The sequence below is a fragment of the Pseudomonas fluorescens group sp. PF-69 genome (genome assembly GCF_054481235.1).
Genome location: NZ_JBTMNC010000001.1, coordinates 815,540 through 838,865, shown reverse-complemented (window position 1 = coordinate 838,865; position 23,326 = coordinate 815,540). Strand labels below are relative to the sequence as shown.

Here is a 23,326-nt window from a genome sequence, read left to right as displayed (position 1 = left end):
GTGCACAGTCTCGCTGGCGTTTAAGCGCTGTGCTATCGTTGCGGCATCATTTAGTTACGTTCGAAGAGAATCCCTGCATGAAGGTGGCTGTCAGGACGACGGGGCGTGTGGCTGGCTGCAAACAAACGCTGCTTGCCGGTCTTCTCTTTGTGATGTCTGGCGTGGTTTTCGCCCAGTCGCAGGCACCGGCGGGCATGGCCGACCAGCGTGCCAAATCAGTCACGCAAGTGGTGCTCGGGATTCTCAGCTATGCCCGTTGGCCGGTTGAGCCTGCGCAACTTCGTCTGTGCATCGTCGGCCCCACCGAATACACCGACGATCTGGTCAAAGGCACGACCCAGGCGACCGGCAGGCCCGTGACGGTGCAGCGGCTGCTGGCTGACAATCCGTCGATTGCCGGTGAATGCGATGCGGTCTACATCGGCAAATTGACCCAGGAAGAGCGCGGACGGCTGTTCGCCTCGCTGACCGGCCGCCCCGTACTGAGCATCAGCGAAAGCGACACTCAATGCACCGTGGGCAGCCTGTTTTGCCTGCGGGTCAGCGACGATCAGGTGTCGTTTGAAGTCAACCTCGATTCCGTTGCCCGTAGCGGCGTACGCATTCACCCAAGCGTGCTGCAACTGTCCCGCCGCAAGCCGGTGGCGCCATGAGTCTATTCAAACCGGGTAGCCGCCCGGCCTTGCGTTCCGTCCTCGGCCGCGGTCATTTGATTGTCGCGCTGGTGGGCGTGGCGATGGCCAGTGTTTCGTTGACCCTGCTTGGCATACTGGCCTTGCGCGTCTACGCCGACCACAACCTGCACCTGATCGCACGTTCGATCAATTACACCGTGGAAGCCGCCGTCGTGTTCAACGACAAGGCCGCCGCCACCGAGGCGCTGGCGCTGATTGCCTCCACCGAAGAAGTGGCCGATGCCCAGGTGCTGGACGCACGTGGTCAATTGCTGGCGCGCTGGCAGCGGCCGGAAACCGGGTTGTTTTCCAGACTCGAAATGCAGGTGGCCAAGGCCTTTCTGGAAGAACCCATCAACCTGCCGATCATCCATCAGGATCGGGAGATCGGCAGCATTTTGCTGACCGGCCATGGCGGCAACCTGATGCGCTTTTTGCTCAGCGGCCTGATGGGTATTGTGTTGTGTTCGGCGATCAGCACCTGGGTCGCGCTCTCTCTGGCACGCCGACAGCTTCGCGGGATCATTGGTCCACTTCGCAATCTGGCCTCGGTGGCTCATGCCGTGCGCAGCGAGCGTGCCTTCGACCAACGTGTCCCCGCCGCTTCCATTGCCGAACTCGACAACCTGGGCAACGACTTCAACGCCCTGCTCGATGAGCTGGAATCCTGGCAAACCCACCTGCAAAGTGAAAACGAAACCCTGGCCCACCAGGCCAGTCACGACAGCCTCACGGGGTTGCCGAACCGGGCGTTTTTTGAGGGGCGGTTGATACGGGCATTGCGCAATGCCAACAAACTCAACGAGCGGGCGGCGGTGTTGTTTCTCGACAGCGATCGGTTCAAGGAAATCAACGACAACTTCGGTCATGCCGCGGGGGACGCCGTGTTGGTCGCCGTGGCCAATCGGGTACGGATGCAACTGCGGGAAGAGGATCTGGTGGCACGCTTGGGCGGTGATGAGTTTGCCGTGCTGCTGACACCGTTGCACAAGATCGAAGACGCCGAGCGCATTGCCGACAAAATCCTGGCCAGCATGGAAGTCCCCATCCCGTTGCCGGGCGATCATCAAGTGCTGACCTCACTCAGCATTGGCATTGCCGTATACCCCGATCATGGCGCTACACCGGTCGCGTTACTCAACGCGGCCGACACGGCGATGTATCAAGCCAAGCGCATCGCCCGAGGCGCTCGACACACGGCAGGGGCGGAGCACCCTGTCGCCGATGTTCAAATCAGGAGCTAATTTCCCGTGTCCTCACTCATTCAGCGTTCCCTGCGACTGTTCACGATCACCCTGGTAATGGCCATCCTGACCCTGACGGGTTGCCAGTCGGTACCGCAAAAAGGTCTGACCCCGGCGCAGATTGCCGTGCTCAAGCAGCAAGGGTTCAAGCTGACCGATGAAGGCTGGGCGTTCGGCCTGTCCGGCAAAGTGCTGTTTGGCAGTGATATCGACAGCCTCAACCCGCAGAGCACCGCGATCGTCGAGCGCATTGGCAAGTCGTTGCTGGGTGTCGGCATCGAGCGCGTCAGAGTCGATGGGCATACCGATGCTTCCGGCAAAGAAGCCTATAACGAACAGCTTGCCCTGCGCCGGGCAAAAAGCGTCGCCACGGTGCTGGCCACCACCGGTATGAAGCAGGACAACATCCAACTGCGTGGGCTTGGCAGCAGCCAGCCCGTGGCCTCCAACGACACGGTGGACGGCCGCGCGGAAAACCGCCGCGTCGCTATCGTGGTGAGTGCCGACTAATCGGCGAACAACATCTCCCGACTTTCCCCCATCAACAGCCGCTGATTCTGCTCAGTGACCTCGCGGATGTAATCCCACAACAGGGTGATCCGCTTGAGCTTGCGCAGGTCTTCGCGGCAGTACATCCAGAATTGCCGGGTGATGTTGATTTCCTCCGGCAGCACCGGCAGCAGCCGTGGGTCTTGTGCGGCGAGGAAGCACGGCAGGATCGCCAGTGACCGGCCCTGCTGCGCTGCCACGAATTGCGCGATGACGCTGGTGCTGCGCAGGTTGGCACTGGCGCCGGGCAACACGTTGGCCAGGTACAGCAGCTCCGAGCTGAACGCCAGGTCGTCGACATAGCTGATGAATGAATGCTCACTGAGGTCGGCCGGGCGGCGGATCGCCGGGTGTTTGTCGAGGTATTCCTGGGTCGCATACAGCTGCAGGCGATAGTCCGTCAGTTTGCAGCACACGTAGGGCCCGTGTTCCGGGCGCTCCAGGGCGATGACGATGTCCGCCTCGCGCTTGGACAGGCTGATGAAGTGCGGCAGCGGCAGGATGTCCACCGAAATCGCCGGGTAGGCGTCGACGAAATGGCTGAGCTGAGGCGTGATGAAAAAACTGCCGAACCCTTCGGTGCAGCCCATGCGCACATGCCCGGACAACGCCACCCCGGAGCCGGACACCTGCTCGCAGGCCATGTGCAACGTGCTTTCGATCGACTCGGCGTAACCCAGCAATCGCTGGCCTTCGGCGGTCAGGACGAAGCCGCTGGTCCGGGACTTCTCGAACAGCAAAGTCCCCAATGACGCTTCCAGCGAACTGATGCGCCGCGACACGGTGGTGTAGTCGACGGCCAGGCGTTTGGCCGCGGTGCTGGCCTTGCGGGTTCGGGCGACTTCGAGGAAAAACTTGAGGTCGTCCCAGTTCAGCGAGCCTAAAGACGTGATGTTTTTTTGCATGATGGACCGGCTTTTATGTACGTTCTTATTAGAAGTTTGCACATCTATACTCCAAAAACAGTCCCACAACCAATTCGCGACACACGCCTCATCGCAAGGCGACTTTTTCGCCTTGGCTCCCAAGATAAAAACAAACATCCGGAGACCCACATGAACGCTTCGCTCACGCCTAACGAAACCACGCTGCACAAGGTCAAGCTGTTGATCGACGGCCAGTGGGTCGAGTCCAAGACCACTGAATGGCACGACATCATCAACCCGGCGACCCAACAGGTGCTGGCCAAGGTGCCGTTTGCCACCACCGAAGAAGTCGACGCCGCGATCAGCGCCGCCCATCGCGCCTTCCAGACCTGGAAGCTGACGCCGATAGGCGCGCGGATGCGCATCATGCTCAAGCTGCAGGCGTTGATTCGCGAACATTCCAAACGCATCGCCGTCGTGCTCAGCAACGAGCAAGGCAAAACCATCGCCGACGCCGAGGGCGACATTTTCCGTGGCCTGGAAGTGGTCGAACACGCCTGCTCCATTGGCACCCTGCAAATGGGCGAGTTCGCTGAAAACGTGGCGGGCGGTGTCGACACCTACACCCTGCGTCAACCGATCGGCGTCTGCGCCGGCATCACCCCGTTCAACTTCCCGGCAATGATTCCACTGTGGATGTTCCCGATGGCCATCGCCTGCGGCAACACCTTCGTGCTCAAGCCGTCCGAGCAGGACCCGCTGTCGACCATGCTGCTGGTGGAACTGGCGATCGAAGCCGGCGTTCCGGCAGGCGTGCTCAACGTCGTGCACGGTGGCAAGGACGTGGTGGATGCGCTCTGCACCCACAAGGACATCAAGGCGGTTTCGTTCGTCGGCTCGACCGCCGTCGGGACTCACGTCTACGACCTGGCCGGCAAGCACGGCAAGCGTGTGCAATCGATGATGGGCGCCAAGAACCACGCCGTGGTGCTGCCGGATGCCAATCGCGAACAAGCGCTGAATGCGCTGGTAGGTGCCGGTTTCGGCGCGGCCGGTCAACGTTGCATGGCCACCTCGGTGGTGGTGCTGGTGGGCGCGGCTAGGCAGTGGCTGCCTGACCTCAAGGCGCTGGCGCAAAAGCTCAAGGTCAACGCGGGCAGTGAGCCGGGCACCGACGTAGGGCCGGTGATCTCGAAAAAGGCCAAGGCGCGGATTCTCGACCTGATCGAAAGCGGCATCAAGGAAGGCGCGAAACTGGAGCTGGACGGTCGCGATATCACGGTTCCCGGTTTTGAGCAGGGCAACTTTGTCGGCCCGACGCTGTTCTCCGGCGTGACCACCGACATGCAGATCTACACCCAGGAAATCTTCGGCCCGGTGCTGGTGGTGCTGGAGGTCAATACCCTCGACGAGGCCATCGCCCTGGTCAACGCCAACCCGTTCGGCAACGGCACCGGCCTGTTCACCCAGAGCGGTGCGGCGGCGCGCAAATTCCAGAGCGAAATCGACGTCGGCCAGGTCGGTATCAACATCCCGATCCCCGTGCCGGTGCCGTTCTTCAGCTTCACCGGTTCCCGTGGTTCCAAACTCGGCGACCTCGGTCCGTACGGCAAGCAAGTGGTGCAGTTCTACACTCAGACCAAGACGGTCACCAGTCGCTGGTTCGATGACGACAGCGTCAACGACGGTGTGAACACCACCATCAACTTGCGTTAAGGAGCCGGACATGAAAATCGCTTTTATCGGTCTGGGCAACATGGGCGCGCCGATGGCGCGCAACCTGATCAAGGCCGGCCATGCCCTGCGCCTGGTCGACCTGAACAAAGCCGTGCTGGCGGAACTCGAGCAGTTGGGCGGCAGCATCAGCGCCTCGGCGCGGGAAGCGGCGGACGGTGCCGAGCTGGTGATCACCATGCTGCCGGCGGCCGTGCATGTGCGCAGTGTCTGGCTGGGTGAAGACGGCGTTCTGGCCGGTATCGGCAAAGGCGTACCGGCGGTGGATTGCAGCACCATCGACCCGCAGACCGCGCGTGACGTGGCCGCCGCTGCCGCCAAACAGGGCGTGGCCATGGCCGATGCACCGGTTTCCGGCGGCACGGGTGGCGCCGCCGCCGGGACGCTGACGTTCATGGTCGGCGCCACCCCGGAACTGTTCGCCACCCTGCAACCGGTACTCGCGCAGATGGGCCGTAACATCGTCCATTGCGGTGAGGTCGGCACCGGGCAAATCGCTAAAATCTGCAACAACCTGCTGCTGGGGATTTCCATGGTCGGCGTCAGCGAAGCCATGGCCCTGGGCGATGCCCTGGGCATCGACACCAAGGTGCTGGCGGGCATCATCAACAGCTCCACCGGGCGTTGCTGGAGTTCGGAGATGTACAACCCATGGCCGGGCATCGTCGAAACGGCGCCGGCGTCACGCGGCTATACCGGCGGTTTCGGTGCCGAACTGATGCTCAAGGATCTGGGGCTGGCCACCGAAGCGGCGCGTCAGGCACACCAACCGGTGGTGCTCGGCGCGGTGGCCCAGCAGTTGTATCAGGCGATGAGTTTGCGTGGGGAAGGCGGGAACGACTTTTCGGCGATCATTAACAGCTATCGCAAACCGCAATAATCGCTCGGAAACCTGTGGGAGCGAGCCTGCTCGCGATAGCGGTGTGACAGTCGACGAAAATGTTGAATGTGAGTCCGACATCGCGAGCAGCCTCGCTCCCACAGGGGCAGCATCTACCTATCGACATTTACCGGGAGATCACGTCGGGTGATCTCCCGGTTTTTTTGTATCAGGCAAACACGAAATACTTGCGCACGGTCTCCACCACTTCCCACGTGCCTTTCATGCCTGGCTCGATGACGAAAATGTCACCGGCGCGCAGGTGGATCGGCGCCATGCCTTCCGGGGTGATGATGCAGTAGCCTTCCTGGAAGTGGCAGTACTCCCACTTCACGTATTCCACGTACCACTTGCCCGGCGTGCAGATCCAGGTGCCCATGATCTTGCTGCCGTCTTCGCTGGTGTAGGCATTGAGGTTGACGGTATGCGGATCGCCTTCGAGTTTTTCCCATTTGCAGGCGTCGAGCACCGGCAGCGGGTGAGTGTCGCGAAGAACAGTAATCGGTGCGGACATGATGACTCCGAGCGTTGGGGAGAACTGAAGTCGCACCCTATCGGGCTTGGTTGTGCGTCAGTTGTCTGTGCTCGACATCGAGGTATCCAGAAACGCAGCGGTCAGTGTTCGGCCAGGTAAGTCTTTCGAAGCCCTGATGCCGACCGATGATTATCAAAGACTGTCGAGCCGGCACTGTTCCTGAGCATTCTGCAAGCTCGCCTCTAAGTCCTCCAGCGCCCGGTGGCGTTGTTGGAGGGCATCGATGTTGTCCGTCAGCTCGCGTTTTTTGTCGGCGATGGCGACTCGCGCAAGTGCCCATGGAAAGGCCTCGCCCCGGTGCTGTTCGAACATCGCCTGCATTTCCTTGAGCCTGAAGCCCAACTGTTGGGCGCACTTGATGAACATCAGCAACTCGACGTGTTGCTGCGAGTAAGTGCGGTACTTTCCCTGGCGTTGCGCGGGGGGCAACAAGCCGATGGCTTCATAGTGGCGGATGCTTTTGACGGTGCTTCCCGAGAGTCGCGCGGCTTGACCGATGTACATGAAAGTCCCTTTTTAAATGTCCCGAACAATGCGCCCGCAGGCCCTGCGCATTATCCGGGACATTCAATGAGCGGCGATAGCATGCACCTGTTCGAGCCAGGCCTGCCGTTGCGCTGCGTTGGCCCCGAGAATCGGCCCGAACGTGAGGGTTTTGGTGGGCTTGATACCGCAAAACTCCAGTGTGGCCTTGCGGACCTCGTGCAGCCCCGGCATGCGATAGATCCAGCGGTAGTACCAGGGTGGCGTATCCATGGTCACCAGCAAATGGGCGCTGCGACCGTGCAGCAGTTTGTCGGGAAAGGCTTTGCCTTCGCGGTACTTGAAGGCGAAACCGGACAGCAACACGCGATCGAAAAAGCCCTTGAGCAAGGCTGGAATCCCGCCCCACCAGATCGGATAGACCAGTGTCAGATGCTCGGCCCACAAAATGTCCGCCTGCGCCTGGCGCAAGTCCGGTTCCAGTGGCTGAACCTGTTGATAGCCTTCGTGCAGGATGGGATCGAAGTCCAGTTTCCCGAGAAACAGCTGGCGCACCTCATGCCCGGCATGCAACGCCGATTGTGTGTAGCGCTCGGCGATGGCCCCGCAAAAACTGTTGCTCGACGGATGACCCAGAATCACCAGCATTCGTTTGCCCATTGTCGCTGTCCTTGAAGTTGAAAGCCCCAAGGGTAAAGTCTGCCCCTCAGGGGAGAGTCAAGGCATGCAGCAAGGCCCTGGCATAACCGGGCAGTGCCGCGAAATCCCTGGCGCAGAGCTGGAGCGTGCGTCGGGCCCAGGGTTCCTGCAGGGCGATGCAGTTGAAAGGGGCTTCCCCTGGCCAGCGTTCGACCGCCGCCAACGGCACAATCGCCAACCCCGCGCCGCGAGCGACCATGCGCATCACGCCATCGAAACCGTCTGCGCGGATGCGGATCTGCAAGCGCGCGCCGAGATGCAGCGCTTGTTCTTCGAGGTACACCGCCAACGCACTGTTGGCGTTCAATCCAACGTAATCGTGGTGCAGCGTTTCGCTGAAGGCGAGTGACCGGGTGTCGGCCAGAGGGTGATGACGGGGCACGATCAACCCCAGGGGATCGTCACGAAACGGCAGGGTCTGCAGGTTCTCGGTGTCCACGGCGTCGGAGACGATACCGAGGTCGGCCGCGCCTTGACGCAAGGCATGGGTGATGCGGGCGCTGGGCAGTTCCTGCAGGTCGATGTCCAGGTTGGGATGTTCGCGCAGAAAGTCCGCGAGCAGTTCCGGCAGGTACTCGGTGAGCGCCGTGGTGTTGCACAGCAGCCGCACCTGACCTTTGACGCCATTGGCGTATTCGGCGAGGTCCTGCTGCATGCGTTCGGCGTGTTGCAGCAAGAGCCGGGCGTGCTGCGCCAGCGCTTTTCCCGCCGGCGTGGGAGTGACGCCACGCCGGCCGCGCTCGAGAAAATCAATGCCGATCGATGCTTCCATGGCACGGATTCGTGCGCTCGCCGCCGCCAGGGACAGGTGACTGCGCGCGGCACCGGCGGTGATGTTGCCGCTGTCGAGGATATTCAGGTACAGGCGCAGGTCGGTCAGGTCGAAGTGCATCTTAAGGCTCTGGATGTGTGATGTCGGGGCTGGCCCCTTCGCGGGCAAGCCCGCTCCCACAGGGGATTGGTGTCGTTCGCAAGTCTCATGTAGGAGCGAGCCTGCTCGCGATGGACTTAAGAGCGCCGCGTTTAACCAGTAAACACGCGTTATCGTTAACGACCATCGCGGGCAAGCCCGCTCCCACAGGGGATTGGTGTCGTTCGCAAGTCTCATGTAGGAGCGAGCCTGCTCGCGATGGCGTCAGTCGCCGCGCCTCGTTCCTCAGCCTCTTGTTTTAAGAGAGGCAGCCTCAGTATATGGCAGATTTTCAAGCGACCACGGCGGGCTCACCATGGCCCCATGAATACACTCGCCACGTTCTACCAAAATCTCGGCTTTGCCCTGTCCTTGCTGGTCATGGTGACTTTTCTGCTGGCCGGCACGATCAAGGGTGTGATCGGTCTCGGTCTGCCGACCATCGCCATGGGCTTGCTCGGTCTGGCTATGGCCCCGTCACAGGCTGCTGCGTTGTTGATCATTCCCGCGACACTGACCAACGTCTGGCAATTGGCATTCGGCGGACATTTGCGCGGTTTGATCAAACGACTCTGGCCGATGCTGCTGGCGATTTTCATCGGCACCGGGGCCGGCACGTTGTGGATCGGCATGGCGGGCGGGCACTGGGTCGTACGGGGATTGGGGGCGGCGCTGTTGCTCTATGCGTTGAGCGGGTTGTTTCTGCCGACCTTGCGTGCAGGTGCCCGCAGCGAACCCTGGCTCGGTCCGCTGTGCGGTGGACTGACAGGCGTCATCACTTCGGCCACCGGCGTGTTCGTGATCCCGGCGGTGCCGTATCTGCAAGCACTGGGCTTGAGCAAGGATGAACTGGTACAGGCGCTGGGCCTGTCGTTTACCGTGTCGACACTGGCCCTGGCGGGTGGCTTGTTATGGCGTGGCGCGCTCGGTGGCGGCGAGTTGAGCGCGTCCCTGCTGGCGCTGATCCCGGCAGTGCTCGGCATGTGGCTGGGGCAATCGCTGCGCCAGCGGATCAGCGCCGTGTTGTTCAAACGCGTGTTCTTCATCGGCCTCGGCGTGCTCGGCGGCCACTTGTTGATCAGCGGCTAGCGGACGACGGGCTGATCATGTCGATGGCGCGGATCTCGAAATCCCGCTCCAGGTATTCGTCGCGTTGATCGAGGAACTGCTTCATGTGCGGCAGATTAGAGTGCACGTCGAGGTGGGCCTGGGACTGCCAGATCTCGTAGAAGATGAACAGGGTCGGGTCCTGTTTGTCGCGCAGCATGTGGTACTCGATGCAGCCGGGTTCGGCACGACTGGCTTCTACATAGCCGCTGAAAAACGCTTCGAAGGCGTCGGATTTTTCCGGGCGGGTCTTGGCGTGCAGGATGAAGCCTTGCAGTTCACTCATCGAAAATGCTCCTCAAGTCAGAATGGGCGCCAGTCTAAGTCAACAATAACCCATCAATTCGTGCTTGTGGGTCAAATGAATTTTGCGATGAAGGCGCTTATTCCGCGCGAGGCGAATCGGTACGCTGCCGCCATCCATTTCTGACCCTTTCCGAGATCCCTCATGAAAAAAGTCCTGTTGCTCAATGGCGGCAAAAAATTCGCCCATTCCGATGGCCGCTACAACACCACCCTCCACGAAACCGCGTTGAGCGTGCTGGACCGTGGCGGCGTGGATATCAAAACCACGTTCATCGACGAGGGCTACGACATCGCGGAAGAAGTCGCCAAGTTCCTCTGGGCCGACGTGATCATTTACCAGATGCCCGGCTGGTGGATGGGCGCGCCGTGGACTGTGAAGAAGTACATCGATGAAGTGTTCACCGAAGGCCATGGCAGCCTCTACGCCAGCGACGGTCGTACCCGTTCCGACGCATCGCAGAAGTACGGCAGCGGCGGCTTGATCCAGGGCAAACAGTACATGCTGTCCCTGACCTGGAACGCACCGCAGCAAGCCTTTGACGACCCGACCGACTTCTTCGAAGCCAAAGGCGTGGACGCGGTGTACTTTCCTTTCCACAAGGCCAACGAATTCCTCGGCATGACCGGGTTGCCGACATTCCTCTGCGTTGACGTGATGAAACGCCCGAACATCGAAGCCGATGTGGCGCGCTACGAGCAGCATCTGATTGAGGTGTTTGGCCTTAAGGCTTGAGGCTCCGCTACTATCGATAGCTGGAGCGGGCACTGACAATGGATTGCCCACACAGCAGACCTGTGCAGGACTATCGATAAGGAACACACGTGAAAGCCAGATCCGATGAATTGCAGATTTTCGTCTGCGTGATTGAGTGCGGGTCGATTTCTGCGGCGGCCGAGCAGGTCGGGCAAACGCCTTCGGCGGTCAGCCGCACGCTGTCGCGGCTGGAGGCCAAGCTCGATACCACGTTGATCAACCGCACGACGCGGCGCATGGACCTGACCGAGGAGGGCAAGTACTTCTTCGAACAGGCCAAGCTGATTCTCGATCAGATGGACGAACTCGAAGAGCGCCTGTCCTCGCGCCAGCAAACGCCGTCCGGGCGTTTGCGCATCAACGCCGCATCGCCGTTCATGCTGCACGCGATCGTGCCCTACATCGATGAGTTCCGCCGGCTCTATCCGGACATTCAACTGGAACTCAACAGCAACGACCTGATCATCGATCTGCTCGAACAGAGCACCGACATCGCCATCCGCATCGGCACCCTGGCCGACTCGACCCTGCATGCCCGCTCCCTGGGCTGCAGTCCGCTGCACATCGTCGCCAGTCCGGCGTACCTGGAAAAGCACGGCACCCCCACCGCCGTGGCCGACCTTACCGCCCACACCTTGTTGGGATTCACCCAGAACGAAGGCCTCAACCAATGGCCGCTGCGCTACGTGCACGGTGACCGCTGGCCGATCCAGGCCTCGCTCAGTGCCTCCAGCGGCGAAACCATTCGTCATCTGGCGCTGGAGGGGCAGGGCATCGCCAGCCTGTCGCATTACATGACCATCGACGACATCCGCGCCGGACGCTTGAAAGTCTTGCTGGCCGAGTTCAACAGTGGTTATCGCCAGCCGATCAACGCGGTGTATTACCGCAACTCGCAACTGGCCCTGCGAATTCAATGTTTCCTGGATTTCATCCAGAGCAAATTGGCGCTCTATGCCTCCGATGATTTCAGTGACTGATTCGTGATTCCTGCGCAAGAGTGAATTGGGCCGGCAGGGATTTTTCGTCAGGGATCGCTGCTTGATACTCGCTGCATCACTGATCAACGCAGGGAGTTCCTCCATGAATGTATTCGTCACCGGCGCCGCCGGCTTCATCGGCGGCTCGATCGCCACGGGACTGATCCGCGCGGGTCATCGGGTCACCGGTCTGGTGCGCAGCGCCGAACAAGCGGATGAACTGACAGCGCTGGGCATCACCCCGGTCATCGGCACTCTTGACGACAGCGCACTATTGGCCGATCAGGCCCGCGCCGCCGACGCCGTGATCAACGCCGCCAGCAGTGACCATCGCGGTGCGGTGCAAGCCCTGCTCGACGCCCTGCGCGGTTCCAACAAGGTGTTCCTGCACACCAGCGGTTCGAGCATCGTCGGCGATGCGTCGGGCGGTAAGTCCAGCGATGTCATCTACTACGAAGACAACCTGCCGGAACCGACCGTCGACAAGGCTGCACGGGTGGCCATCGACAACCTGATCCTGGCGGCGGCCAGGGACGGCGTGAATTCGGCGGTCATCTGCAACACCCTGATCTACGGCCACAGCCTGGGCGTCCATCGCGACAGCGTGCAGTTGCCGCGTTTGCTGAAACAGGCGCGTAAAAGTGGCGTGGTGCGTCACGTCGGGACCGGCCAGAACATCTGGTCCAACGTGCACATCGAAGACGTGGTGGCCCTGTACCTGCTGGCGCTGAGCAAAAACGTCCCCGGCACGTTCTACTTTGTCGAAAGCGGCGAAGCGTCGTTCATCGACATGACCACGGCGATGGCCGAGGTGTTGAAACTGGGCAAGCCGCAAGACTGGCCACTGAAAGACGCCGAAGCCGAATGGGGTTATGAAATGGCCAACTATGGCCTGGGCTCCAACAGCCGGGTTCGCGGCAAGCATGCGCGGGCGTTGCTGGGCTGGGTGCCGAAGCGCACGTCGGTGGTTGAGTGGATTCTTAACGAGATGGTGTGAAGTCTTTATTAGACCGCGTCATCGTTCATCGCGAGCAGGCTCGCTCCCACATTAGACCGCGCCGGTATGGAGAACGCGGTTCACTGTGGGAGCGAGCCTGCTCGCGAGAGCGTTTTTGAAACCGCATAAACTGGCCGGGCCGCCCTCGATTCCGTAACATCCGCAAACTCTTTCTTGCGACTCCCTGCATGCGGTCCCCATGAAACCAAAACATCTACGCGCCGATGCCCTGGCCGGCCTCACCACGTCTTTCGCCTTGCTGCCCGAATGCATCGCCTTCGCGCTGGTGGCCCACCTCAATCCGCTGATGGGCCTGTATGGCGCGTTCATCATTTGCACCCTGACCGCGCTGTTCGGCGGTCGGCCGGGCATGGTCTCGGGGGCTGCGGGTTCGATGGCGGTGGTGATTGTCGCGCTGGTGGTGCAGCACGGCGTGCAGTACTTGCTGGCCACGGTGTTGCTCGGTGGCCTGGTCATGCTGGCGTTCGGGCTGCTGCGGCTGGGCAAACTGGTGCGGATGGTGCCGCATCCGGTGATGCTCGGCTTCGTCAACGGCCTGGCGATCATCATTGCCCTGGCGCAACTGGAACACTTCAAAAACGGAGAGGCCTGGTTGAGCGGTACGCCGCTGTACATGATGATCGGCCTGGTCGCGGTGACGATGGCGATTGTCTATGTACTGCCGCGCCTGACCCGCACGGTCCCGCCAGCGTTGGTGGCGATTCTGGGCGTTGGCCTGGCGGTTGACCTGCTCGGCCTGCCGACCCGTACCCTGGGCGATATGGCGCACATCGCCGGCGGCCTGCCGACGTTTGCCCTGCCGGACCTTCCCTGGAACCTGGAAACCCTGCGCATCATCGCGCCCTACGCGATCCTGATGGCACTGGTCGGTTTGCTGGAAACCCTGCTGACCCTGAACCTCACCGACGAAATCACTGAAAGTCGCGGCTACCCCGATCGCGAATGCGTGGCGTTGGGCGCGGCCAATGTGGTGTCCGGTCTGTTTGGCGGCATGGGTGGTTGCGCGATGATCGGCCAGACCGTGATCAACCTCAGTTCCGGTGGTCGGGGTCGCTTGTCCGGTGTGGTCGCCGGGGTGGCAATTTTGCTGTTCATTCTGTTTCTGTCGCCGCTGATCGAGCGCATTCCGTTGGCGGCCCTGGTCGGGGTGATGTTCGTGGTGTCGCAGCAGACCTTTGCCTGGGCCTCGCTGCGGGTGCTGAACAAGGTGCCGCTCAATGACGTGCTGGTGATCATCGCGGTGACGGTGATCACGGTGTTCACCGATCTGGCGACGGCCGTGCTGTGCGGCATCATCATCGCGGCGCTCAATTTCGCCTGGCAGCAGGCTCGCGAGCTGTATGCCGACACTCACGTCGAAGCCGACGGCAGCAAGCTGTACCTGCTGCATGGCACGCTGTTCTTCGCCTCGACCACACCCTTTCTCAACCAGTTCGATCCTGCCAACGACCCGTCCGTGGTGACCATCGATTGTCGCCACCTGAGCTTCGTCGATTACTCGGCCATCGCCGCGCTCAAGACATTGCGCGAGCGCTATGAAAAGGCTGGGAAGCACCTGCGGGTGCTGCACTTGTCCGAACGCTGCAAGAAGCTGCTCAAGCGGGCGCGCGTGCAGCACGACTGAGGTCCCGCCCGTGGCAGGCGCGATGAAAGTCCACGATCAAGAACGTCTGCGGCGGTTCAAACTCGCCCTGGACGATGACCGCGGCGGCGATGATCACTTGCCGTTGGGAGACTGAGATGATGTACGACACGCTGATTCGCAACGCACTGATCATCGATGGCAGCAACAGCCCCGGCTACCCCGCCGACCTGGCGATTCTGAACGGTCGCATCGAGCGCATCGGCGACTTGCACGACGCCCGCGCCACCGAGGAGATCGACGCCGCCGCTCGCGTGCTGGCGCCGGGTTTCATCGACGTGCACACCCATGACGACACCGTGGTGATCCGCCAGCCGCAAATGCTGCCCAAGCTCAGCCAGGGCGTGACCACGGTGATCGTCGGCAACTGCGGCATCAGTGCTTCGCCGGTGAGTTTGCGCGGCGATCCGCCGGACCCGATGAACCTGCTGGGCAGCCGCGCCGCTTTTGTTTATCCGACGTTCAGCGATTACCGCGCGGCGGTCGAAGCCGCGAACACGACGCTGAACGTTGCCGCGCTGGTGGGCCACACCGCACTGCGCAGCAACCATCTCGACGATCTGTATCGCACCGCCACCGCCGGCGAAATTGCCGCGATGCGCGAACAGCTGCGCGAGAGCCTGGAGGCCGGTGCGCTGGGACTGTCCACGGGCCTGGCTTACGCCAGCGCGTTTTCGGCGTCCACGGATGAAGTCATGCAACTGACCGAAGAGCTGACAGCGTTCGGCGCCGTCTACACCACCCACTTGCGCAGCGAATTCGAACCGGTACTGGAGGCCATGGACGAGGCGTTCCGGATCGGCCGTCATGCGAAAGTCCCGGTGATCATTTCCCACCTCAAATGCGCCGGCGCCGGTAACTGGGGCCGCAGCTCGCAGTTGCTGGAATCCCTTGAGCGTGCCGCGCAAACCCACCCGGTGGGCTGCGATTGCTATCCCTATGCGGCGAGCTCTTCGACCCTGGACCTCAAGCAAGTCACCGACGCCCATCGCATCACCATCACCTGGTCGACGCCGCACCCGGAGATGGGCGGCCGCGACCTGATGGACATCGCTGCCGAGTGGAACCTGTCGTTGCTCGATACCGCCCGCCAACTGCAACCGGCCGGCGCGGTGTATTACGGAATGGACGAGGCGGACGTGCGCAGAATCCTCGCGCATCCGCTGTCGATGGTCGGCTCCGACGGTTTGCCGGAAGACCCGTTTCCCCATCCTCGTTTGTGGGGCGCGTTCCCTCGGGTGCTGGGGCATTTCAGCCGCGACGCAGGGCTGTTCGAGCTGCACACCGCCGTGCACAAGATGACCGGGCTATCAGCCGCGCGATTCGGCTTGAAGGAACGGGGCGAGATCCGCGAAGGGCATTGGGCCGACCTGGTGTTGTTCGACCCGGCGACCATTCGCGACGTGGCGGACTTCAATGATCCGCAACGGGCGGCCGAAGGCATCGACGGCGTGTGGGTCAACGGCGTTCTGAGTTACTGCGACGGTCAGGCGAACGGACGCAGGGAAGGGCGGTTTCTGGCGCGGGAAGGGGATTTGCGAGACGGGTTTGAGTGAGGATTGGGCGTTGCATCACAGTGGTGGCACATTGAGATTAAAGAATGCCATGGCCAAGCCGAATTGCTGAGGTACAGCCCGGCTACACGCCGGGCAATTTCTGTCTGGGAGCAACGCGATGAGCTTCGGCAAAACCACCCCGATCCTGCGGATCTCCGATGAAGTCAAGGCCGTGGAGTTCTACGTCGACTTCCTCGGATTCAAGATCGATTGGCAGCATCGTTTCGAACCCGACTTCCCGTTGTACCTGCAGGTTTCCCACGGTGAATGCGTGCTGCATCTGTCCGGACACCAGGGTGACAGCACTCCGGGCTCGGCGCTGCGCATCGAGACCGATGAACTGGAAGTGTTCCAGCAGCAATTGCTGGCCAAGCAATACCCCTTCGCTCACCCGCAGATTCAGGCGATGCCGTGGGGCAGCCAGGACATGACCATCGCCGATCCGTTCGGCAATCGGTTGGTGTTTACCAATGCGATCAGTGTGTGACGCCATTCAGCGGCCAGCAGTGGTAACTGAATCATGATGTGCTAGCCTGCAATCAATGATTTCATTGATTGCAGGAGGCATCATGGCCAGCATCACTATTCGAAACCTCGACGATCAGATTAAAGAGCAGCTACGCATTGCGGCTGCCCATAACGGGCACTCGATGGAAGAAGAAGCTCGTCTGATTTTGGGGAGAGCATTGGCGACCATCGATCGAGCAGGAGGGCTCGGCAGTAGAATTCGTGATCGGTTCAGAGTGTGCGGCGGTGTTGAACTCGATTTGCCAGAGCGGCAAGAAAAAGCGAGCGCTGTGGATTTCTCCGAATGATCGTGCTCGATACGAATGTGCTTTCAGAGTTCATGCGACTCGAACCTGACACCCAAGTTCTTGCCTGGGTGGATGCGCAACCTGCTTTGGAGCTGGCAATCAGTGCTATTACCGTGGCGGAAATTCTCCATGGTATCGCCAGGCTCCCGTCCGGCAAGCGTAAACAAAAGCTCGAATCCCATGCGATGGCGATGTTTGAAGAAGACTTTGCCGGAAGGATTTTGCCCTTTGATGTTCATGCCGCGGTCGAGTACGCGACGCTTGTGGCCGGTTGTGAAGCCAAGGGACGTGCTGCGTCGATGGCTGATGCGCAGATTGCCGCTGTCTGCCGAATCCACGGAGCTCCAATTGCTACTCGTAATGTTCGGGATTTCGAGTTTTCCGGACTGGACGTGATCAATCCGTGGGGAGCCTGAGTGTCTTCATTGCCAGTCAGATCGCCATCGCGGGCAAGCCCGCTCCCACAGGGTACTCACTGAACCTGTGGGAGCGGGCTTGCCCGCGATTGGATCTGTGGTTCAGCGCTGATCCAGCGTCAGACCCGGAAGTGGCTCACCATCGCTTGCAACTGATTCCCCAACCGCGCCAGTTCAACACTGGATGCTGCCGTTTCGTCGCTGGCCGCGGCTGTCTGTTCGGAGACGTCGCGTACGTTGATGATGCTGCGGCTGATCTCTTCGGCCACGGCGCTTTGCTGTTCGGCGGCGGCGGCGATCTGCTGGTTCATCGACTGGATGTTGGACACCGTGCGGGTGATGTTTTCCAGTGACGCGCCGGCCTTGCGGGTCAGGGCCACGCTGCTGTCGGTCAGGACGCGGCTGTTGTTCATCACCATTGCCACTTGTTGGGTGCCGTTCTGCAGACCCGCCACCAGGCTTTCGATTTCTTCGGTGGATTTTTGCGTACGCTGGGCCAGGCCGCGGACTTCGTCGGCCACCACGGCAAAACCACGTCCGGCTTCACCGGCACGCGCCGCTTCAATGGCCGCGTTGAGCGCCAGCAGGTTGGTCTGTTCGGCCACGGCCTTGATCACGTCCATCACGCTGCCGATCTTGTCGCTTTCCTGTTGCAGCACGCCCATGGCTTCGGTGGAACGCACCACTTCGCTGGCCAGGCGTTCGATCTGGGTGATGGCCTCGGCCACCACTTTGTCGCCTTCGCGAGCTTCACCATCGGCCGCGGCTGCCGCTTGCGAAGCCTGCTCGGCATTGCGCGCGACTTCCTGCACGGTGGCGGTCATTTCGTGCATGGCGGTGGCGACCTGATCGGTTTCGACTTTCTGGCTGTTGACCCCGGCGCTGGTTTGTTCGGTCACGGCCGACAGCTCTTCTGCGGCGCTGGCGATCTGGGTGACGCCGTCGCGGATGCCGCTGATCAGGTCGCGCAGGGTCACGCCCATGCGCGCGATGCCTTGTTGCAACACACCGAGTTCGTCGCGGCGCGTCACCTGGACATCGTGGGACAAGTCGCCGCTGGCGATGCGATCGACCACGGCCAGGGTGTCGCGCAGCGGGCCGGTAATCTGTCGGGTAATGACGACGGCGGCAATGATGCCCACCAACAATGCCAGCAATGTGCTGACCAGTTGCAGGGTGCGGGCGTTGTCGCTTTCGGCGTCACGGCGGTCGAGTTGAATCTGGTACAGCGCATCGCTCAGGCTGACGATGGCGGCACCCTCGTCAGTCATTTCCTTGCGTGCCTGTACCACGTCACCGTTTGCGGTTTTGTAAGCCTGCAAGGCGCTGCGGTAGTTGCCCAGCGCGGTTTCCAGTCGTTGCAGGGCATCTGGCTGAACGTCGGCGAAATGCGCGTTGAGCTGTTTCAGGCTGGCGATGGCGGCGTCCAGTTGGGCGACGGCCTTTTGCTCGGTTTCAGCGTTGGTGGTCGCGGTGTAGCCGCGCACTTCGTAGCGGGCCAGCAAGAAGGCTTCCTTGGCGGCGGTGATGGCCTGGAACTGTTCGAAGCGCTGATCGCCCGGCGGCAGTTGTTGCACGCGGTTATTGAGATCGTTGATCAGCGTTTTGGCCGTTTCAGCATTGGCGGTCATGGCATCGCGGGCGCTGCTGCCGGCACGGTAGGCGCCGCGCATTTTGTTCAGGGACGTCTTGTAGGCGTCGATGACGGTGCCTTGCTCATTGAGCAGCTTGAGGTTCTCCGGGCTCTTGAACTTCACCAGCAGCGCTTGTTGTTGAGCGGAAAAGGCTTCGAGGGTGGTCTGCACGTTCTGGGCGGTGGCTTCGTCGCCGTTGGTCAGCATGTATTGCAGGCGCACCACACGCAGCTTGGTCAGGCTGGCGTTGAGCTGGGTGATGTCGCTCATCCAGTTGCTGCGGTCAATCAAACCGCCCAGGCTGGTCCAGCCGGTCAGGGCGAGGACGCAAGTCAGTGCCAGAACCAGGCCAAAGCCCAGGCCCAGTTTCAGGTTCACGCTGATGTTGCCGAACCAGCTATTCATGAAAATTCCTCCAGTAACGCAGTGCTTCTTGATCGTCGGTGGCTGGAAGATTGTTGTTGTTGGGAGCCTCCAAGCTATGTAAGCAGGGTGTATCGGCCGCGATTCCTGGAGCTGAAACGTTTTTTGCAATGGCTTTTGCGCGAAAGTGTTGCACTTTGTGTACGGGGTGACCGTGCGTCGGACCGCGCCAATTCTTAAGCTTTTTTTCACATGGGTTTCACCTGCAGTCGACGCCTGCCTCTCTAACCTCGCCGCATAAAAATAATGGTGCATGTCGGTGAGGCGGATAGATATGGAATTGAGACTGACTCTGTTCGGCGTAAAACGCTCGATTGACCTGAGCCGATTTGCCCGCTATCGCAATGCAATCGTGGTGCTGGCCTCGGCGTTGCTGGTGGTACCCCTGATCCTTTTTCTTCTGCGGCCTGCCGCCGTGCCGGACCTGGCCCATGGTAATGTGGCCGGCGCTCAGGCATTGCGGGCCGGTTGGGCCAAGGGCGACATGATCGTGCTGGTACGCCATGTCGAGCGTTGTGATCACTCCAGCGCCGCCTGCCTGGTGGGCAACGATGGGATTACCGATCGTTCGCGTAGCGTCGCGGTGGGAGTCGGTGCGCACTTCGAGCAGTTGGGGCTGAACAAGGCCGACATCTACAACAGCCCGATGCTGCGTACGGCACAGACAGCGGCCTACATGTTCAACAAGGTCGGCACCGGTGAGGACTGGCTGATCAGTTGCAAGGGCACTATGCTGCGCGACGCTCTGGCGCATAAAGTGGCCGGACGCAACCTGATCCTGGTGACCCACAGCGAATGCATGGAGCAACTCGAGAAAGACCTCAAGTTGTCAGGCTCCACTCCGGGCTACGGCGCTTCGTTGTTTGTTTCTGCCGAAACGCCACAGACACCTCGCATGCTAGGCCTCATCGACGCCTCGGACTGGCAATCGATGACGAGCAAATGAATTCATCTTTTTGATCAGGACGCACGATGCTGAGTACTTCCCAACGTTTTTACTGGCTGAATTTCGGCATTCCGCTGGCCTGCGCGGCCGTGGTTTTCCTGATGTTCGACATGACGTCAATCGACATCGCGTTCAGCAATCTGTTCTTTGATCCGATTACCCAAACCTTCCCAATCGACCAGGTTCACTTCTTTGAGAAGCTCACCCACAAGTGGGCGCGGATCATTCCCAACTGGACCGCTGAAATTGCGTTGATCGGCGCGATCCTGTCGTTTGTCTGGCCATTGGTCACCCCGCAAAAACATCCGCGCCTGGGCAACTTTCTGGAACGGACCAAAGCCGCCCCTGTGCTTCGGTTTGCCAGGGACCATCGTCGGGATTTTCTGTTTGTGGTATTTGCGTTCGCGATTTGCACTGGCGTGATCCATTTCCTCAAGTCGCATACCAGCGTGTACTGCCCGATTGAAACGACGCTTTACGGTGGAAAAATCGCCCACATCGAGTGGTACGAGAATTTTCAGCTGTTCATGAAAGCAGGCGATGGCCGCTGCTGGCCGGGTGGTCATGCTTCGGGTGGTTTCACCATGCTGGCGCTGTATTTCGTGGCGCGTCGCTACCAGTGGCGCTTTTCCAAAGCGGTGATGTACGGTTCGCTGCTGCTGGGTTTCGTCTACGGCACCACGCGTGTTCTGCAAGGCTGGCACTACATGTCCCACACCTTCTGGGCCGGGATCTTCGTGTGGCTGGCGTGTTTGCTGACGGCGCTGGCGTTTTACGGCCGGGCGCGGCTGGATCTGCCGGTTCTGCAAAAACATGAGCGGCGGGTAGCTGTAGCGCAGGCTCAGACGGCCAGTTAATTTCAGGCGCTGGATCTGAAAAACCCGTGATCCTCAGGGGGCACGGGTTTTTTATTGCCTGACAAAGTAGTAATCCTGCCGCCCGACCTTCATGGATTTGAGCACTTTCAATGGCGCGGGCGGTTCTGCATCGGCGCCAATGACCGCTACGTTGGAAGGCGACGCGGTCAGGAACTCATGCAGCTGCGCCTCGGTATCCAGTCCTTTGAGCACGCGGTGGGTGTAGAACACGCTGGCGCCGCCCAGTCGTTCGTTGGCCTGAAACAGCGCTACTTGCTGACCGTTGGCCTGCAGGGCCCGGATCTGCTCGGTCAGCGGCAGGAACGACAATGTGCGGTCGGCGTGGGGGAGTGCCCATTGTGCCGCGGCGAGGTAGCTGGCGATCACCACGGCCAGCGTGCCAACCGCCACGCTGCGACGGTGCCGGATAATGCGGCTAGCCAAGATCGAGACGTTTTGCCGAGCCATCAGCCTTGCGTAGAGGACGCTCGCGTACTCGGCGGCGATGACGGCCGCCGCCGGCGTCATCGACATCAGGTACACCGTGCGTTTGCTCGACGCCAGCGTCAGCATGACGAACTGCGCCAGAATCCACAGGGTGAAGAACAGCAGGTAACGGTTGGCCATCAGGCTTTTACGGAAATGCCAGAGCCCCAGGTACACCAGAATGTTCCAGGGCAAAAACGCCTGGGGCAGTTTGGCCAGATAGTAGTAGAACGGTTCGTAATGACCGGCTTCCACGAAGGAGCCACTGAAGCGTCCGACGCTGTTGGTCAGCAGCACTTCCGTCACGGCCTGGGTGCCTGCGCGCTGATACAGCAGCGCCAGCCAGATCATCAAGGGCAGCAATCCCAGCAGCGTCAGCAGGCCCGGCCGTAGCCAGTGCGAGAGGTACAGGCGCTTGTCCAGCAGGCTCTCGGCGAGCAGAAAGGCGAAGATCACCACCCCCGGCATCGCCAGCCCCAATACACCTTTGCTCAAGGTGGCGATGGCGATTCCCAGGGCGAACAACAGCGCGTTGCCCCGGCTCGCTTGTCGGTGCCCCTGAAAGAACGCCAGCAGCGCCAGGGTCACGCCGAGGGCGAGCAACGCGTCTTCGCCGACGCCGCGCACGTTGCTCCAGTAACTGGCCATGGTCGCCAACAGTAATGCAGCGGTCCAGGCCATGGATGTTGGCCGGCCCAAGCGCCGCAGCATTGCGAACAACAGCATCACGCTGAATAACCCGGCACCGGCCGAGGTCAACCGCACCGCCCACGGCGTGCTGCCGAATGCGCCGATGGCTCCGGCGTCGAGCCACAGGCTCAGGGGCGGTTTTTCCAGGAAGGGTTCGCCGAACAGGCGGGGTGTCACCCAGTCGTTGTCCAGGTGCATTTCCATGGCAATACCGGCGACCCGCGCCTCGGTGGAGCCTTGCAACTGGTGATTGCCCAGGGCGAAGAAAAACAGCAGCGCGGCAAGCAATAACAGTGAGGAAGTGGAGCGCGACATGGGCGTTCGGGGACCGGGGAGGGAGTTCGAATCCCGAGCATACGAAGCGAATCCTTAACAAAACGTGAACGAGGTGTGAAAGCTTAGGAAAGCGGTCTTGACCAGCATTGATCAGGGTCTTCGTAGACCTTGCTGACCAGCGCCGTCAGCACATGATCCTGCCAGCGCCCGCCGATGTTCAGGTACGCCTTGGCATAGCCTTCGCGCTCGAAACCCAGGCGTTCCAGCAACCGGGCGCTGCGCTCGTTGTCGGGGATGTAGTTGGCCATGATCCGGTGCAGGTTCATTGTCTCGAACACGTAACGGATACCCGCTTGCAGGGCTTCATGCATCAAACCCTGGCCCTGGTGGGATTGGTCGATGTGATAGCCGAGGTAACACGCCTGAAATGCCCCGCGAATGATGCCGCTGAAATTGCATGCGCCGATCATCTGCTGGCCGTCGCGATCCAGCATTGCAAAGTGCACCGCGTAGCCGTCTTCGAAGGCAAAGGCCTGCTGCGCCAGGCGCGAGCGGATTTTTTCCGGACGGTAGTAGTCGTCGGGGCGAACCGGTGACCAGGGGGCGAGGTGTGCCTGATTGCGCTGGTAGAAGTCGCTTTCCAGCGCGGCCTGGCTGGGGCTGAGGATGGCCAGCGTCAGGCGTTTGCAGGGGAGGGTGAGGATCGTCATCGGGCGCTCGAGGTTACGGTGGACGACCCACAATTTACAGGCAAAAAAAAGCCCGCGGGAGGGCGGGCAAACCGTAGTTTCTTGAATGGGCGAAGAAAATGTACAGGTTGCGGCCAATGGACGGGGTGAAGAAAAG

The 23,326-nt window shown here is 60.9% G+C and carries 25 protein-coding genes and 2 pseudogenes; 17 read left to right on the top strand and 10 right to left on the bottom strand.

All coding sequences use genetic code 11. From position 1 onward, the window contains the following. Positions 1-77: 77 nt before the first annotated feature. From ACX3YF_RS03865 to ACX3YF_RS03855, 3 genes are read left to right on the top strand one after another with little or no spacing between them, the layout of a single operon-like run. Entirely contained in the window at positions 78-653 is a 576-nt protein-coding gene (locus ACX3YF_RS03865) for a YfiR family protein (protein ID WP_454837806.1), read from the top strand. Then, positions 650-1,918: a diguanylate cyclase domain-containing protein gene (locus ACX3YF_RS03860; RefSeq protein ID WP_458973430.1), complete on the top strand. Its 1,269-nt coding sequence runs from the start codon at positions 650-652 to the stop codon at positions 1,916-1,918. Before ACX3YF_RS03865 ends, ACX3YF_RS03860 begins: the two co-directional genes overlap by 4 nt. A 57-nt stretch (positions 1,919-1,975) precedes the next feature. Next, a complete protein-coding gene (locus tag ACX3YF_RS03855) occupies positions 1,976-2,428 on the top strand; it encodes an OmpA family protein (RefSeq protein WP_130211250.1) in 453 nt (150 codons plus the stop codon). Here ACX3YF_RS03855 and ACX3YF_RS03850 read toward each other — a convergent pair. Next, the gene (locus ACX3YF_RS03850; protein WP_454837817.1) at positions 2,425-3,372 is read right to left on the bottom strand and encodes a LysR family transcriptional regulator; all 948 of its coding nucleotides are present in this window, start codon (positions 3,370-3,372) and stop codon (positions 2,425-2,427) included. The genes ACX3YF_RS03855 and ACX3YF_RS03850 overlap by 4 nt on opposite strands. 150 nt (positions 3,373-3,522) lie before the next feature. Between ACX3YF_RS03850 and ACX3YF_RS03845 the strand changes: the two genes are divergently transcribed. Next, positions 3,523-5,049, top strand: a complete 1,527-nt coding sequence (locus ACX3YF_RS03845) for a CoA-acylating methylmalonate-semialdehyde dehydrogenase (protein ID WP_448645759.1) — start codon at positions 3,523-3,525, stop codon at positions 5,047-5,049. A gap of 10 nt (positions 5,050-5,059) precedes the next feature. Beyond that, positions 5,060-5,947, top strand: a complete 888-nt coding sequence (gene mmsB, locus ACX3YF_RS03840) for a 3-hydroxyisobutyrate dehydrogenase (protein ID WP_130211231.1) — start codon at positions 5,060-5,062, stop codon at positions 5,945-5,947. Positions 5,948-6,116: 169 nt separating this feature from the next. Here the strand turns inward: mmsB and ACX3YF_RS03835 are convergent, their stop codons facing one another. The 4 genes from ACX3YF_RS03835 to ACX3YF_RS03820 form a co-directional block, all read right to left on the bottom strand. Next, the gene (locus tag ACX3YF_RS03835; protein WP_030128140.1) at positions 6,117-6,461 is read right to left on the bottom strand and encodes a cupin domain-containing protein; all 345 of its coding nucleotides are present in this window, start codon (positions 6,459-6,461) and stop codon (positions 6,117-6,119) included. 153 nt (positions 6,462-6,614) lie between these two features. Further along, a complete protein-coding gene (locus ACX3YF_RS03830; protein WP_130211233.1) occupies positions 6,615-6,986 on the bottom strand; it encodes a MerR family transcriptional regulator in 372 nt (123 codons plus the stop codon). A gap of 63 nt (positions 6,987-7,049) precedes the next feature. Beyond that, on the bottom strand, positions 7,050-7,625 hold the full coding sequence (locus tag ACX3YF_RS03825; RefSeq protein WP_198131935.1) for an NAD(P)H-dependent oxidoreductase: 576 nt from the start codon (positions 7,623-7,625) through the stop codon (positions 7,050-7,052). 46 nt (positions 7,626-7,671) lie between these two features. After that, positions 7,672-8,556, bottom strand: a complete 885-nt coding sequence (locus ACX3YF_RS03820; protein ID WP_458973429.1) for a LysR substrate-binding domain-containing protein — start codon at positions 8,554-8,556, stop codon at positions 7,672-7,674. A gap of 342 nt (positions 8,557-8,898) precedes the next feature. Between ACX3YF_RS03820 and ACX3YF_RS03815 the strand changes: the two genes are divergently transcribed. Continuing rightward, the gene (locus ACX3YF_RS03815) at positions 8,899-9,663 is read left to right on the top strand and encodes a sulfite exporter TauE/SafE family protein (RefSeq protein ID WP_458973428.1); all 765 of its coding nucleotides are present in this window, start codon (positions 8,899-8,901) and stop codon (positions 9,661-9,663) included. Here the strand turns inward: ACX3YF_RS03815 and ACX3YF_RS03810 are convergent. After that, positions 9,653-9,967, bottom strand: a complete 315-nt coding sequence (locus tag ACX3YF_RS03810; RefSeq protein WP_047537197.1) for a putative quinol monooxygenase — start codon at positions 9,965-9,967, stop codon at positions 9,653-9,655. The two genes, ACX3YF_RS03815 and ACX3YF_RS03810, sit on opposite strands and share 11 nt — an antisense overlap. A 162-nt stretch (positions 9,968-10,129) precedes the next feature. Here ACX3YF_RS03810 and ACX3YF_RS03805 point away from each other — a divergent pair, with 162 nt between their 5' ends. From ACX3YF_RS03805 to ACX3YF_RS03765, 9 genes and pseudogenes are all read left to right on the top strand, one after another. Next, complete coding sequence (locus tag ACX3YF_RS03805) at positions 10,130-10,720, top strand: NAD(P)H-dependent oxidoreductase (RefSeq protein WP_454837821.1); 591 nt, start codon at positions 10,130-10,132, stop codon at positions 10,718-10,720. A gap of 89 nt (positions 10,721-10,809) precedes the next feature. Then, the gene (locus ACX3YF_RS03800) at positions 10,810-11,721 is read left to right on the top strand and encodes a LysR family transcriptional regulator (protein WP_288099076.1); all 912 of its coding nucleotides are present in this window, start codon (positions 10,810-10,812) and stop codon (positions 11,719-11,721) included. Between the two features lie 103 nt (positions 11,722-11,824). Beyond that, positions 11,825-12,718 carry an NAD-dependent epimerase/dehydratase family protein gene (locus ACX3YF_RS03795; protein ID WP_130211239.1) on the top strand — a complete coding sequence of 298 codons (894 nt, stop codon included), beginning with the start codon at positions 11,825-11,827 and terminating at the stop codon, positions 12,716-12,718. Positions 12,719-12,917: 199 nt separating this feature from the next. Next, positions 12,918-14,363 carry a SulP family inorganic anion transporter gene (locus tag ACX3YF_RS03790; protein WP_458973427.1) on the top strand — a complete coding sequence of 482 codons (1,446 nt, stop codon included), beginning with the start codon at positions 12,918-12,920 and terminating at the stop codon, positions 14,361-14,363. A 34-nt stretch (positions 14,364-14,397) separates the two neighbouring features. Then, a pseudogene (locus tag ACX3YF_RS03785) lies at positions 14,398-14,478 on the top strand (MurR/RpiR family transcriptional regulator); the annotation flags it as partial. A gap of 1 nt (position 14,479) precedes the next feature. After that, positions 14,480-15,937, top strand: a complete 1,458-nt coding sequence (locus ACX3YF_RS03780; RefSeq protein ID WP_458973426.1) for a D-aminoacylase — start codon at positions 14,480-14,482, stop codon at positions 15,935-15,937. Between the two features lie 118 nt (positions 15,938-16,055). Continuing rightward, on the top strand, positions 16,056-16,424 hold the full coding sequence (locus ACX3YF_RS03775; protein ID WP_130211242.1) for a glyoxalase superfamily protein: 369 nt from the start codon (positions 16,056-16,058) through the stop codon (positions 16,422-16,424). 82 nt (positions 16,425-16,506) lie between these two features. After that, a complete protein-coding gene (locus ACX3YF_RS03770; protein WP_130211243.1) occupies positions 16,507-16,752 on the top strand; it encodes a FitA-like ribbon-helix-helix domain-containing protein in 246 nt (81 codons plus the stop codon). Continuing rightward, positions 16,749-17,168 carry a type II toxin-antitoxin system VapC family toxin gene (locus tag ACX3YF_RS03765; protein ID WP_130211244.1) on the top strand — a complete coding sequence of 140 codons (420 nt, stop codon included), beginning with the start codon at positions 16,749-16,751 and terminating at the stop codon, positions 17,166-17,168. Before ACX3YF_RS03770 ends, ACX3YF_RS03765 begins: the two co-directional genes overlap by 4 nt. Before the next feature lie 119 nt (positions 17,169-17,287). Here the strand turns inward: ACX3YF_RS03765 and ACX3YF_RS03760 are convergent, their stop codons facing one another. After that, a complete protein-coding gene (locus ACX3YF_RS03760; RefSeq protein WP_422625972.1) occupies positions 17,288-17,992 on the bottom strand; it encodes a methyl-accepting chemotaxis protein in 705 nt (234 codons plus the stop codon). Positions 17,993-18,193: 201 nt separating this feature from the next. After that, positions 18,194-19,072 (bottom strand): annotated as a pseudogene (locus ACX3YF_RS03755) (methyl-accepting chemotaxis protein); the annotation flags it as partial. A 427-nt stretch (positions 19,073-19,499) separates the two neighbouring features. Between ACX3YF_RS03755 and pmrG the strand changes: the two are divergent. Then, entirely contained in the window at positions 19,500-20,171 is a 672-nt protein-coding gene (gene pmrG, locus ACX3YF_RS03750; protein WP_454837824.1) for a lipopolysaccharide core heptose(II)-phosphate phosphatase PmrG, read from the top strand. Positions 20,172-20,197: 26 nt separating this feature from the next. Further along, positions 20,198-21,028 carry a phosphatase PAP2 family protein gene (locus ACX3YF_RS03745; RefSeq protein WP_130211247.1) on the top strand — a complete coding sequence of 277 codons (831 nt, stop codon included), beginning with the start codon at positions 20,198-20,200 and terminating at the stop codon, positions 21,026-21,028. 51 nt (positions 21,029-21,079) lie between these two features. On the opposite strand, the gene ACX3YF_RS03740 is transcribed toward ACX3YF_RS03745, so the two are convergent. Together ACX3YF_RS03740 and rimJ are read right to left on the bottom strand one after the other, a co-directional pair. After that, a complete protein-coding gene (locus ACX3YF_RS03740) occupies positions 21,080-22,519 on the bottom strand; it encodes an ArnT family glycosyltransferase (RefSeq protein ID WP_458973425.1) in 1,440 nt (479 codons plus the stop codon). An 83-nt stretch (positions 22,520-22,602) separates the two neighbouring features. After that, positions 22,603-23,190 carry a ribosomal protein S5-alanine N-acetyltransferase gene (gene rimJ / locus ACX3YF_RS03735; RefSeq protein ID WP_448645771.1) on the bottom strand — a complete coding sequence of 196 codons (588 nt, stop codon included), beginning with the start codon at positions 23,188-23,190 and terminating at the stop codon, positions 22,603-22,605. Positions 23,191-23,326: the final 136 nt, after the last annotated feature.

What these genes read in the sequence shown, in the direction of transcription:
- ACX3YF_RS03865 (WP_454837806.1), top strand. Translation starts at nt 78, where the DNA reads ATGAAGGTGGCTGTCAGGACGACGGGGCGTGTGGCTGGCTGCAAACAA.
- ACX3YF_RS03860 (WP_458973430.1), top strand. Translation starts at nt 650, where the DNA reads ATGAGTCTATTCAAACCGGGTAGCCGCCCGGCCTTGCGTTCCGTCCTC.
- ACX3YF_RS03855 (WP_130211250.1), top strand. Translation starts at nt 1,976, where the DNA reads ATGGCCATCCTGACCCTGACGGGTTGCCAGTCGGTACCGCAAAAAGGT.
- ACX3YF_RS03850 (WP_454837817.1), bottom strand. Translation starts at nt 3,372, where the DNA reads ATGCAAAAAAACATCACGTCTTTAGGCTCGCTGAACTGGGACGACCTC.
- ACX3YF_RS03845 (WP_448645759.1), top strand. Translation starts at nt 3,523, where the DNA reads ATGAACGCTTCGCTCACGCCTAACGAAACCACGCTGCACAAGGTCAAG.
- mmsB (WP_130211231.1), top strand. Translation starts at nt 5,060, where the DNA reads ATGAAAATCGCTTTTATCGGTCTGGGCAACATGGGCGCGCCGATGGCG.
- ACX3YF_RS03835 (WP_030128140.1), bottom strand. Translation starts at nt 6,461, where the DNA reads ATGTCCGCACCGATTACTGTTCTTCGCGACACTCACCCGCTGCCGGTG.
- ACX3YF_RS03830 (WP_130211233.1), bottom strand. Translation starts at nt 6,986, where the DNA reads ATGTACATCGGTCAAGCCGCGCGACTCTCGGGAAGCACCGTCAAAAGC.
- ACX3YF_RS03825 (WP_198131935.1), bottom strand. Translation starts at nt 7,625, where the DNA reads ATGGGCAAACGAATGCTGGTGATTCTGGGTCATCCGTCGAGCAACAGT.
- ACX3YF_RS03820 (WP_458973429.1), bottom strand. Translation starts at nt 8,556, where the DNA reads ATGCACTTCGACCTGACCGACCTGCGCCTGTACCTGAATATCCTCGAC.
- ACX3YF_RS03815 (WP_458973428.1), top strand. Translation starts at nt 8,899, where the DNA reads ATGAATACACTCGCCACGTTCTACCAAAATCTCGGCTTTGCCCTGTCC.
- ACX3YF_RS03810 (WP_047537197.1), bottom strand. Translation starts at nt 9,967, where the DNA reads ATGAGTGAACTGCAAGGCTTCATCCTGCACGCCAAGACCCGCCCGGAA.
- ACX3YF_RS03805 (WP_454837821.1), top strand. Translation starts at nt 10,130, where the DNA reads ATGAAAAAAGTCCTGTTGCTCAATGGCGGCAAAAAATTCGCCCATTCC.
- ACX3YF_RS03795 (WP_130211239.1), top strand. Translation starts at nt 11,825, where the DNA reads ATGAATGTATTCGTCACCGGCGCCGCCGGCTTCATCGGCGGCTCGATC.
- ACX3YF_RS03790 (WP_458973427.1), top strand. Translation starts at nt 12,918, where the DNA reads ATGAAACCAAAACATCTACGCGCCGATGCCCTGGCCGGCCTCACCACG.
- ACX3YF_RS03780 (WP_458973426.1), top strand. Translation starts at nt 14,480, where the DNA reads ATGATGTACGACACGCTGATTCGCAACGCACTGATCATCGATGGCAGC.
- ACX3YF_RS03775 (WP_130211242.1), top strand. Translation starts at nt 16,056, where the DNA reads ATGAGCTTCGGCAAAACCACCCCGATCCTGCGGATCTCCGATGAAGTC.
- ACX3YF_RS03770 (WP_130211243.1), top strand. Translation starts at nt 16,507, where the DNA reads ATGGCCAGCATCACTATTCGAAACCTCGACGATCAGATTAAAGAGCAG.
- ACX3YF_RS03765 (WP_130211244.1), top strand. Translation starts at nt 16,749, where the DNA reads ATGATCGTGCTCGATACGAATGTGCTTTCAGAGTTCATGCGACTCGAA.
- ACX3YF_RS03760 (WP_422625972.1), bottom strand. Translation starts at nt 17,992, where the DNA reads ATGACCGCCACCGTGCAGGAAGTCGCGCGCAATGCCGAGCAGGCTTCG.
- pmrG (WP_454837824.1), top strand. Translation starts at nt 19,500, where the DNA reads ATGGAATTGAGACTGACTCTGTTCGGCGTAAAACGCTCGATTGACCTG.
- ACX3YF_RS03745 (WP_130211247.1), top strand. Translation starts at nt 20,198, where the DNA reads ATGCTGAGTACTTCCCAACGTTTTTACTGGCTGAATTTCGGCATTCCG.
- ACX3YF_RS03740 (WP_458973425.1), bottom strand. Translation starts at nt 22,519, where the DNA reads ATGTCGCGCTCCACTTCCTCACTGTTATTGCTTGCCGCGCTGCTGTTT.
- rimJ (WP_448645771.1), bottom strand. Translation starts at nt 23,190, where the DNA reads ATGACGATCCTCACCCTCCCCTGCAAACGCCTGACGCTGGCCATCCTC.